This is a genomic window from Pseudomonas sp. KCJK8993 (assembly GCF_046230915.1).
Classification (GTDB): domain Bacteria; phylum Pseudomonadota; class Gammaproteobacteria; order Pseudomonadales; family Pseudomonadaceae; genus Aquipseudomonas; species Aquipseudomonas piscis.
This window is the reverse complement of sequence record NZ_JBJJLO010000158.1, coordinates 1-11,723: the sequence shown is the minus strand read 5'-3', so window position 1 is coordinate 11,723 and position 11,723 is coordinate 1. Positions and strand designations below refer to the sequence as shown.

5 protein-coding genes and 1 pseudogene are annotated in these 11,723 nt (G+C 56.7%); all 6 read right to left on the bottom strand.

The features are described from left to right. A pseudogene (locus tag ACK6AU_RS29790) lies at positions 1 to 82 on the bottom strand (elongation factor Tu); the annotation flags it as partial. A gap of 34 nt (positions 83 to 116) precedes the next feature. Then, the gene (fusA, locus tag ACK6AU_RS29785; protein WP_185698162.1) at positions 117 to 2,264 is read right to left on the bottom strand and encodes an elongation factor G; all 2,148 of its coding nucleotides are present in this window, start codon (positions 2,262 to 2,264) and stop codon (positions 117 to 119) included. Between the two features lie 30 nt (positions 2,265 to 2,294). Further along, positions 2,295 to 2,765: a 30S ribosomal protein S7 gene (gene rpsG / locus ACK6AU_RS29780; RefSeq protein WP_007925959.1), complete on the bottom strand. Its 471-nt coding sequence runs from the start codon at positions 2,763 to 2,765 to the stop codon at positions 2,295 to 2,297. Positions 2,766 to 2,877: 112 nt separating this feature from the next. After that, entirely contained in the window at positions 2,878 to 3,249 is a 372-nt protein-coding gene (gene rpsL / locus ACK6AU_RS29775) for a 30S ribosomal protein S12 (RefSeq protein WP_003186084.1), read from the bottom strand. Positions 3,250 to 3,450: 201 nt separating this feature from the next. Next, positions 3,451 to 7,650 (bottom strand): DNA-directed RNA polymerase subunit beta', encoded by a 4,200-nt coding sequence (gene rpoC, locus ACK6AU_RS29770; RefSeq protein WP_185698161.1) that lies wholly within the window; start codon positions 7,648 to 7,650, stop codon positions 3,451 to 3,453. Between the two features lie 64 nt (positions 7,651 to 7,714). Next, positions 7,715 to 11,723, bottom strand: a 4,009-nt coding sequence (rpoB, locus tag ACK6AU_RS29765; protein ID WP_409303209.1) for a DNA-directed RNA polymerase subunit beta, incomplete at its 5' end; no start/stop codon positions are given.

Genomic DNA, 11,723 nt, shown 5'->3' with positions numbered 1-11,723 from the left:
GAGTGGTTTTACCGTGGTCAACGTGACCAATGGTGCCAACGTTGACGTGCGGTTTGTTACGTTCAAATTTTTCTTTAGCCACGACTATTAACTCCTAGCCTAAAGGGGAGGCTGAATCAGCCTTGTTTTTTAACGAGAGCTTCGACGATGTTCGACGGAGCTTCGGCGTATTTGGAGAATTCCATGGAGTAGCTCGCGCGACCCTGAGACATGGAACGAACGTCGGTTGCATAACCGAACATCTCACCCAGCGGCACTTCGGCACGGATAACCTTGCCGGACACCGAGTCATCCATACCCTGGATCAGACCACGACGACGGTTCAGGTCACCCATCACGTCACCCATGTAGTCCTCTGGGGTTACTACTTCAACCTTCATGATCGGCTCAAGCACAACACCGCCGCCCTTCTGGGCCAGCTGCTTGGTCGCCATGGAGGCAGCTACCTTGAACGCCATCTCGTTAGAGTCGACGTCGTGGTAGGAACCATCAAACACAGTAGCCTTCAGGCCGATCAGCGGATAGCCGGCAACGACGCCGTTCTTCATCTGCTCTTCGATACCCTTCTGGATAGCCGGGATGTATTCCTTAGGAACCACACCACCAACAACTTCGTTGGTGAAGACCAGACCTTCGGTGATGTTACCGTTCGCATCAACGTCTGGCTCCGAGAAACGGATCCAGCAATGACCGAACTGACCGCGACCGCCGGACTGGCGAACGAATTTGCCTTCGATCTCGACGTTGCTCTTGCTGATCTTCTCGCGGTACGAAACCTGCGGCTTGCCGATGTTGGCCTCGACGTTGAACTCGCGCTTCATGCGATCAACGAGAATGTCCAGGTGCAGCTCACCCATACCGGAGATGATGGTCTGACCAGTCTCTTCGTCGGTCTTGACGCGGAACGACGGGTCTTCCTGAGCCAGCTTGCCCAGCGCGATACCCATCTTCTCCTGGTCCTGCTTGGTTTTCGGCTCTACCGCTACCGAAATCACAGGCTCCGGGAAATCCATACGCTCAAGGATGATCTGCTTCTCGATATCGCACAGGGTGTCACCAGTAGTGACGTCCTTCATGCCGATCAGAGCAGCGATATCACCTGCACGCACTTCTTTGATTTCTTCGCGCTGGTTCGCGTGCATTTGCACCATACGACCAACACGCTCCTTCTTACCCTTGACCGAGTTGATCACGGAGTCGCCGGAGGTCAGGAAACCCGAGTAAACGCGAACGAAGGTCAGAGTACCAACGAACGGGTCGGTAGCGATCTTGAACGCCAGAGCCGAGAACGGCTCAGCATCGTCCGCATGACGCTCATCGTAATCCGCTTCTACCAGCTCATCCTTCGGCTTCTCGATGAGGTCCGGATGGATACCCTTGATCGCAGGGATCTCGGTTGGAGCAGGCAGGAAGTCGATAACGGCGTCGAGAACCAGGGGAACGCCCTTGTTCTTGAACGAAGAACCGCAGACAGCTGGAACGATCTCGCTAGCCAGGGTGCGTGCACGCAGACCAGCCTTGATCTCCTCAGGAGTCAAGTCACCTTCTTCAAGGTACTTGTTCATCAGCTCTTCGTTGGCTTCGGCAGCAGCTTCAACCATGTTGGAGCGCCACTCGTTAGCCAGGTCCAGCATATCGGCAGGAATTTCTTCCTCGCGATAGGTAGTACCCTTGTCGTCGTCGTTCCAGTAGATAGCCTTCATCTTGATCAGGTCGACCTGACCCTGGAAGTTATCTTCCGAGCCGATAGCCAACTGAACCGGAACCGGAGTGTGACCCAGGCGGTTCTTGATCTGACCAACAACACGCAGGAAGTTGGCACCAGCACGGTCCATCTTGTTCACGTAAACAACACGTGGAACGCCGTACTTGTTGGCTTGACGCCATACGGTTTCGGACTGTGGCTCAACACCGGAAGTACCGCAGAACACCACGACCGCGCCGTCAAGCACACGCAGAGAACGCTCTACTTCAATGGTGAAGTCTACGTGACCAGGGGTATCGATAACGTTTACACGATAGTTATCGTATTGACCGCGCGAACCTTTCCAGAAGGTAGTTACAGCAGCGGAGGTAATGGTAATCCCACGCTCCTGCTCCTGCACCATCCAGTCGGTGGTAGCAGCGCCGTCATGCACCTCACCCATCTTGTGGCTGAGACCTGTGTAGAACAGGATCCGCTCAGTGGTGGTAGTCTTGCCCGCGTCAACGTGAGCACAGATACCGATGTTACGGTAGCGGTTGATTGCTGTAGTACGAGCCATAAAGCCCTCGCAAATTGAATGATGCCGATATTAGAAGCGGTAGTGCGAGAAAGCCTTGTTGGCCTCAGCCATACGGTGTACGTCTTCACGCTTCTTAACTGCAGCACCTTTGCCTTCGGCAGCGTCCAGCAGTTCGCCAGCCAAACGCAGAGCCATAGACTTCTCGCCGCGCTTGCGCGCGAAGTCTACCAACCAGCGCATTGCCAGAGCGTTACGACGGGACGGACGAACTTCGACCGGAACCTGGTAAGTAGCACCGCCTACACGGCGCGACTTCACTTCGACCAGCGGAGCGATGGCGTCGAGAGCTTTCTCGAAGATTTCCAGGGGATCGCTGTTCTTGCGTTCTTTAACTTTTTCCAGCGCGCCATAAACGATACGCTCGGCAACGGCTTTCTTGCCGCTCTCCATAACGTGGTTCATGAACTTGGCGAGGATCTGGCTTCCGTATTTTGGATCGTCCAGAATCTCACGCTTGGCTGCTACGCGACGTCTTGGCATTGATAAGCCCTCAAACGGTCTTCAGGTTAGCTCGGGACAGTTGATCCAGAAGGAAACGTGCCCGACCTTACTCTTATCGACTCAATATAAATAAAATCTGCAAAACGACCGATTACTTCGGACGTTTGGTACCGTACTTCGAACGACCTTGGTTACGACCTTTAACGCCGGAAGTATCCAGGGAGCCGCGAACGGTGTGGTAACGAACACCTGGCAAGTCTTTTACACGGCCGCCACGGATCAGGACGACGCTGTGCTCTTGCAGGTTGTGGCCTTCACCACCGATGTACGAGGAAACCTCGAAACCGTTGGTCAGGCGCACACGGCATACTTTACGCAGTGCCGAGTTAGGTTTTTTCGGCGTAGTGGTGTACACGCGAGTGCACACGCCACGACGTTGCGGGCAGTTCTGCAGCGCAGGCACGTCGGATTTCTCGACGATACGCTTGCGCGGCTGACGTACCAGCTGGTTGATAGTTGCCATCTACTAGCTCCACTGTTGTCTTTCGACATAAACAAAATGGCAAAGCACACGCTCTACCAATTTTAGGGGTACAAGAGTCTAAAGAGGATCTTGGCCCCAGTCAAGACAAGGCCCCGACCTCCCCGATCAGTGAAACTCGACATATTTGTCTCGTTTCTCAATCGGAAAGGTCGGGGCCTCGATCTCAATCTACTGCAGGCATCAGCTACCGCTGGAGTTCAGCGCTTCGGTCAGTGCTGCTTCGACTTCACTTGCGCTCACACGCAGAGGTTTGTCGGCATCACGACGACGCTTACGCTCGTTGTGGTAAGCCAGGCCAGTACCGGCCGGGATCAGACGACCCACGACCACGTTTTCTTTCAGGCCGCGCAGGTAGTCGCGCTTGCCGGTTACCGCCGCTTCGGTCAGTACGCGAGTGGTCTCTTGGAAAGAGGCCGCCGAAATGAACGACTCGGTAGACAAGGACGCCTTGGTGATACCCAGCAGCACGCGGGTGAACTTGGCGATGAACTTGTCCTCGGTACTCAGGCGCTCGTTTTCCACCAGCACGTGAGTCAGTTCCATCTGGTCACCCTTGATGAAGCTGGAATCACCGGACTCGGAGATCTCGACCTTACGCAGCATCTGACGCAGGATCGTCTCGATGTGCTTGTCGTTGATCTTCACGCCCTGCAGACGGTAAACGTCCTGGATCTCGTTGACAATGTACTTGGCCAGCGCACTCACACCCAGCAGACGCAGGATGTCGTGCGGATCGCTCGGACCGTCGGAGATGACTTCGCCGCGGTTCACTTGTTCGCCTTCGAAGACGTTCAGGTGACGCCACTTTGGAATCAGCTCTTCATACGGATCGCTACCGTCGTTCGGGGTAATGACCAGGCGGCGCTTGCCCTTGGTTTCTTTACCAAACGCAATAGTGCCGCTGACTTCTGCCAGGATCGACGCCTCTTTCGGACGACGAGCCTCGAACAAGTCGGCAACACGCGGCAGACCACCGGTGATGTCACGAGTCTTCGAGGTTTCCTGCGGAATACGAGCGATAACATCACCGATCGCAATCTGCGCACCGTCAGCAACACCAACCAGGGCGTTAGCCGGCAGGAAATACTGGGCCGGTACATCGGTACCTGGCAGCAGCAGATCCTTACCATCCATACCCACCATCTTCACGGCAGGACGGATGTCCTTACCGGCCGCTGGACGGTCTTTCACATCAAGCACTTCGATGTTGGTCATACCGGTCAATTCGTCGGTCTGACGCTTGATGGTGATGCCTTCTTCCATGCCCACGTAGGTCACGGTACCTTTCATTTCGGTAACGATCGGGTGGGTGTGCGGGTCCCACTTGGCCACGATGGCGCCAGCGTCGACCTTGTCGCCTTCCTTCACCGAAATCACCGCACCGTAAGGCAGCTTGTAGCGCTCGCGCTCACGACCGAAGTCGTCGGCAATCGCCAGCTCACCGGAACGAGACACGGCCACCAGGTGACCGTCGACACGCTCTACGTGCTTCAGGTTATGCAGACGCACGGTACCGCCGTTCTTCACCTGGACGCTGTCGGCTGCCGAGGTCCGGCTTGCCGCACCACCGATGTGGAACGTACGCATGGTCAGCTGGGTACCTGGCTCACCAATGGACTGGGCAGCGATAACACCGACCGCCTCACCAATGTTCACCAGGTGACCACGGGCCAGGTCGCGACCGTAGCACTTGGCGCAGATACCGTAACGGGTTTCACAGCTGATCGGCGAACGTACAACCACTTCGTCGATGCTGTTGAGTTCGATGAACTCGACCCACTTCTCGTCTACCAGGGTGCCGGCAGGAACGATGACGTCCTCGGTCCCTGGCTTGAATACGTCACGGGCGATAACACGACCCAATACGCGCTCACCCAGAGGTTCTACTACGTCACCGCCTTCAATGTGCGGAGTCATCAGCAGACCGTGTTCAGTGCCGCAATCGATCTCGGTTACAACCAGGTCTTGCGCTACGTCTACCAGACGACGAGTCAGGTAACCGGAGTTCGCAGTTTTCAACGCGGTATCCGCCAGACCTTTACGAGCACCGTGGGTCGAGATGAAGTACTGGAGTACGCTCAGACCTTCACGGAAGTTCGCAGTGATCGGCGTTTCAATGATGGAGCCGTCGGGCTTGGCCATCAGGCCACGCATACCGGCCAGCTGACGGATCTGAGCCGCGGAGCCCCGCGCGCCCGAGTCGGCCATCATGTACATCGAGTTGAACGATTCTTGCTCGACTTCATCGCCATTTCGGTCGACGACCTTCTCCTTCGAGAGGTTGGCCATCATCGCCTTGGAAACTTCGTCGTTGGCCTTCGACCACAGGTCGATCACCTTGTTGTACTTCTCCCCCTGGGTTACCAGGCCGGAAGCGTACTGGCTCTCGATTTCCTTCACTTCATCAGTGGCTGCACCGATGATGCGGGCTTTTTCCTCAGGGATAACGAAGTCGTTAACACCGATGGAAACGCCGGAAATGGTCGAGTAGGCAAAACCGGTGTACATCAACTGGTCAGCGAAGATCACGGTCTCTTTCAGACCAACCACGCGGTAGCACTGGTTGATCAGCTTGGAGATCGCCTTCTTCTTCATCGGCAGGTTGACGACATCGAACGACAGGCCTTTTGGCACAACCTGGAACAACAGCGCACGACCGACAGTGGTGTCTACGATACGAGTGTTGGTCACACTGCTGCCGTCACGATCATTGACGGTTTCAGTGATACGCACCTTGATCTTCGCATGCAACGCGGCTTCACCAGCGCGGAATACGCGGTCGACTTCCTGCAGGTCCGCGAATACACGACCTTCGCCCTTGGCGTTGATGGCTTCACGGGTCATGTAGTACAGACCCAGTACCACGTCCTGCGACGGAACGATGATTGGCTCACCGTTGGCTGGCGACAGGATGTTGTTGGTCGACATCATCAGCGCACGCGCTTCAAGCTGGGCTTCCAGCGTCAGCGGTACGTGCACAGCCATTTGGTCTCCGTCGAAGTCGGCGTTGTACGCGGCGCAGACCAGCGGGTGCAGTTGGATAGCCTTGCCTTCGATCAGTACCGGCTCAAAGGCTTGGATACCCAGACGGTGAAGGGTCGGTGCACGGTTGAGCAGTACGGGGTGTTCGCGAATCACTTCGGCGAGAACGTCCCAGACCTCTGGCAACTCACGCTCGACCATCTTCTTGGCGGCCTTGATGGTGGTCGCCAGACCACGCATTTCCAGCTTGCCGAAAATGAACGGCTTGAACAGCTCGAGAGCCATCTTCTTCGGCAGACCGCACTGGTGCAGACGCAGGGTCGGACCTACGGTAATTACCGAACGGCCGGAGTAGTCAACACGCTTACCGAGCAAGTTCTGACGGAAACGACCTTGCTTACCCTTGATCATGTCGGCCAGGGATTTCAGAGGACGCTTGTTCGAACCGGTGATAGCGCGACCGCGACGACCGTTGTCGAGCAGTGCATCGACCGCTTCCTGCAGCATGCGCTTTTCGTTACGCACGATGATGTCAGGTGCCGACAGATCCAGCAGGCGCTTCAGACGGTTGTTACGGTTGATCACTCGACGATACAGATCGTTGAGGTCGGAAGTAGCGAAGCGACCGCCATCCAGCGGAACCAGTGGACGCAGATCTGGCGGCAGAACCGGCAGAACGGTCAGCACCATCCACTCAGGCAGGTTGCCGGAGCCCTGGAAGGCTTCCATCAACTTCAGGCGCTTGGACAGCTTCTTGATCTTGGTTTCCGAGTTGGTTTGCGGAATCTCTTCACGCAGGCGGCCAATCTCGTGCTCCAGGTCGATAGCGTGCAGCAGTTCGCGGACAGCTTCGGCACCCATGCGGGCATCGAAGTCATCACCGAACTCTTCCAACGCCTCGAAGTACTGCTCGTCGTTCAGCAGCTGGCCCTTCTCCAGGGTGGTCATGCCCGGGTCGATAACGACGTAGCTCTCGAAGTAGAGCACGCGCTCGATATCACGCAGGGTCATGTCCATCAGCAGGCCGATACGGGACGGCAGCGACTTCAGGAACCAGATGTGGGCGACTGGAGAGGCCAGTTCGATGTGCGCCATGCGCTCACGACGAACCTTGGCCAGCGCGACTTCAACGCCGCACTTCTCGCAGATCACACCACGATGCTTCAAGCGCTTGTACTTACCGCACAGGCACTCGTAATCCTTCACTGGACCAAAAATCTTGGCGCAGAACAGGCCGTCGCGCTCAGGTTTGAACGTACGGTAGTTGATGGTTTCCGGCTTTTTAACTTCACCGAACGACCACGAACGGATCATCTCAGGCGAGGCCAATCCGATACGGATAGCGTCGAACTCTTCGACTTGACCCTGGTTTTTCAGCAAATTCAGTAGGTCTTTCAAGGCCTTTCCTCCTGGCGGAGCAGGAAGCGGGCAATACCTGCCCCGCTCCCCTTCGCGTCACGTGTTATTCGGTTTCCAGATCGATATCGATGCCGAGGGAACGAATTTCCTTGATCAACACGTTGAAGGACTCGGGCATGCCCGGCTCCATACGGTGATCGCCATCCACGATGTTCTTGTACATCTTGGTACGGCCGTTCACATCGTCCGACTTCACTGTGAGCATTTCTTGCAGAGTGTATGCAGCACCGTATGCTTCCAGTGCCCAGACCTCCATCTCCCCGAAACGCTGACCACCGAACTGCGCCTTACCACCCAGCGGCTGCTGGGTAACCAGGCTGTACGAACCGGTAGAACGAGCGTGCATCTTGTCGTCTACCAAGTGGTTCAGTTTCAGCATGTACATGTAGCCAACGGTAACTGGACGCTCGAACTTGTTGCCGGTACGGCCGTCGGTCAGCTGCATCTGGCCGCTTTCTGGCAGGTCCGCCAGTTTCAGCATGGCCTTGATTTCGCTTTCCTTGGCACCGTCGAACACCGGAGTGGCCATCGGCACACCGCCGCGCAGGTTGTTCGCCAGGTCCAGGATCTCCTGATCCGAGAAGCTGTCCAGGTCTTCGTTGCGACCACCGATCTGGTTGTAGATCTCGTCCAGGAAAGTACGCAGTTCTGCGACCTTACGCTGCTCTTCGACCATGCGGTTGATCTTCTCGCCCAGCCCTTTGGCCGCCAGGCCAAGGTGAGTTTCGAGAATCTGACCAACGTTCATACGCGAAGGTACGCCCAGAGGGTTCAGTACGACATCGACCGGAGTACCGTTGGCGTCGTGCGGCATATCTTCGACCGGCATGATCACGGAGACCACACCCTTGTTACCGTGGCGACCGGCCATCTTGTCGCCAGGCTGGATGCGACGACGGATTGCCAGGTAGACCTTGACGATTTTCAGCACGCCCGGAGCCAGGTCATCGCCCTGCTGCAGCTTGCGTTTCTTGTCTTCGAACTTGTCGTCCAGCAAGCGACGGCGATCGACGATGTAGGCCTGCGCCTTCTCGAGCTGCTCGTTCAGAGCATCTTCCGCCATACGCAGCTTGAACCACTGGCCGCGCTCAAGACCATCGAGCACTTCATCAGTGATGTCCTGGCCTTTCTTCAGGCCTGCACCACCTTCGGCCTTATGGCCGACCAGGGCTGCACGCAAACGTTCAAAGGTCGCGCCCTCAACGATGCGGAACTCTTCGTTCAGATCCTTACGGATCTCGTCCAGCTGGCTCTTCTCGATCGACAGCGCACGCGAGTCACGCTCAACGCCGTCACGAGTGAAGACCTGAACGTCGATGACAGTACCTTTGGTACCGGTAGGCACGCGCAGGGAGGTGTCTTTAACGTCGCTGGCCTTTTCACCGAAGATCGCACGCAGCAGCTTCTCTTCCGGAGTCAGCTGGGTCTCGCCTTTCGGAGTGACCTTACCAACCAGGATGTCGCCGGCGCCGACTTCAGCACCCACATAAACGATACCGGCCTCGTCCAGCTTGTTCAGCGCAGCCTCACCCACGTTCGGGATGTCCGCGGTGATTTCCTCTGGACCAAGCTTGGTGTCACGCGCCACGCAGGTCAGTTCCTGGATGTGGATCGTGGTGAAGCGGTCTTCTTGAACCACGCGCTCGGAGAGACAGATGGAGTCTTCGAAGTTGAAGCCGTTCCATGCCATGAACGCGATGCGCATGTTCTGACCCAGAGCCAGTTCACCCATGTCGGTGGACGGGCCGTCGGCCATGATGTCGCCACGCTGGACCTTGTCACCCTTGCTCACCAGCGGACGCTGGTTGATGCAGGTGTTCTGGTTCGACCGGGTGTACTTGGTGAGGTTGTAGATATCCACACCAGCTTCACCGGTTTCGACTTCATCATCAGCTACGCGAACAACGATACGGCTGGCATCGACCGAGTCGATCACGCCGCCGCGGCGAGCAACCACGCAAACGCCGGAGTCACGGGCAACGTTGCGCTCCATGCCGGTACCTACCAGCGGCTTGTCGGCACGCAGGGTTGGCACAGCTTGACGCTGCATGTTGGAACCCATCAATGCACGGTTGGCGTCGTCGTGCTCGAGGAACGGAATCAGCGATGCTGCGACCGAAACTACCTGCTTAGGCGAAACGTCCATCAGGGTGACGTCTTCCGGCGCCTTGACGGTGAATTCGTTCAGGTGACGAACAGCTACCAGTTCATCGACCAATTGGCCTTTTTCGTTCATGGTCGCCGAAGCCTGGGCGATCACATGATCGGCCTCTTCAATGGCAGACAGGAACACGATCTCGTCGGTTACCAGACCTTCCTTCACCACGCGGTACGGGCTTTCCAGGAAGCCATACTGGTTGGTGCGGGCATAGGCTGCCAGGGAGTTGATCAGACCGATGTTCGGACCTTCAGGCGTTTCGATCGGGCATACGCGACCGTAGTGGGTCGGGTGTACGTCACGGACTTCGAAGCCTGCACGCTCACGGGTCAAACCGCCTGGGCCGAGTGCAGAAACACGGCGCTTGTGGGTGATCTCCGACAGCGGGTTGTTCTGGTCCATGAACTGCGACAGCTGGCTGGAACCGAAGAACTCCTTCACAGCCGCAGCCACAGGCTTGGCATTGATCAGGTCCTGCGGCATCAGGCCTTCGCTTTCGGCCATCGACAGACGTTCCTTGACCGCACGCTCAACACGCACCAGGCCTACGCGGAACTGGTTCTCGGCCATCTCGCCTACACAACGCACGCGACGGTTACCCAGGTGGTCGATGTCGTCGACGATGCCTTTACCGTTACGGATGTCGACCAGGGTCTTCAGAACAGCAACGATATCTTCCTTGCACAGTACGCCCGAACCCTCGATCTCGGTACGACCGATACGACGGTTGAACTTCATGCGACCAACGGCGGAGAGGTCATAGCGCTCTGGGCTGAAGAACAGGTTGTTGAACAGCGTCTCGGCGGCATCCTTGGTTGGCGGCTCACCAGGACGCATCATGCGATAAATCTCTACCAGCGCTTCCAGTTGGTTGCCGGTGGAGTCGATCTTCAACGTGTCGGAAATGAACGGACCGCAGTCGATATCGTTGGTGTACAGGGTCTCGATGCGAACGACCTGAGCCTTGGCGATCTTCGCCAGCAGTTCGGTGTTCAGCTCGGTGTTGCACTCTGCCAGGATTTCGCCGGTAGCCGGGTGCACGATGGCCTTGGCGGTGGTACGACCCAGGACGTAGTCCAGAGGCACGTCGAGTTCCTTGATACCGGCCTTTTCCAGCTGGTTGATATGGCGAGCGGTGATACGACGACCTTGCTCGACAATAACCTTGCCTTTGTCGTCCTGAATGTCCAGAACCGCTACTTCACCACGCAGGCGCTGAGGCACCAGCTCCAGGCTCAGGCTTTCGCCTTTCACGTGGAATACGTTGGTGGTGTAGAACGCGTCCAGCACTTCTTCAGTGGTGTAGCCCAGCGCACGCAGCAGTACCGACGCAGGCAGTTTGCGACGACGGTCGATACGTACGAACACGCAGTCTTTCGGGTCGAACTCGAAGTCCAACCACGAACCGCGGTAAGGAATGATTCGCGCGGAGTACAGGAGCTTACCGGAGCTGTGCGTCTTGCCACGGTCGTGGTCAAAGAATACGCCAGGGGAACGGTGCAACTGGGAAACGATCACACGCTCGGTACCGTTAATAACGAAGGTACCGTTCTCAGTCATCAGGGGAATTTCACCCATGTAGACTTCTTGCTCTTTGATGTCCTTGATCGCTTTGTTCGACGATTCTTTGTCGAAAATGATCAGACGAACTTTTACCCGCAAAGGTACGGCGTAAGTTACGCCACGCAACACGCATTCTTTGACATCAAACGCCGGTTCGCCCAAGCGATAACCGACATACTCCAACGCAGCATTGCCGGAGTAGCTGATGATCGGGAAAACGGATTTGAAGGCCGCATGCAGGCCCACGTCGCGGAACTGATCTTTAGTCGCTCCCGCTTGCAAGAATTCACGATACGAATCCAGCTGGATGGCCAGGAGGTAAGGCACATCC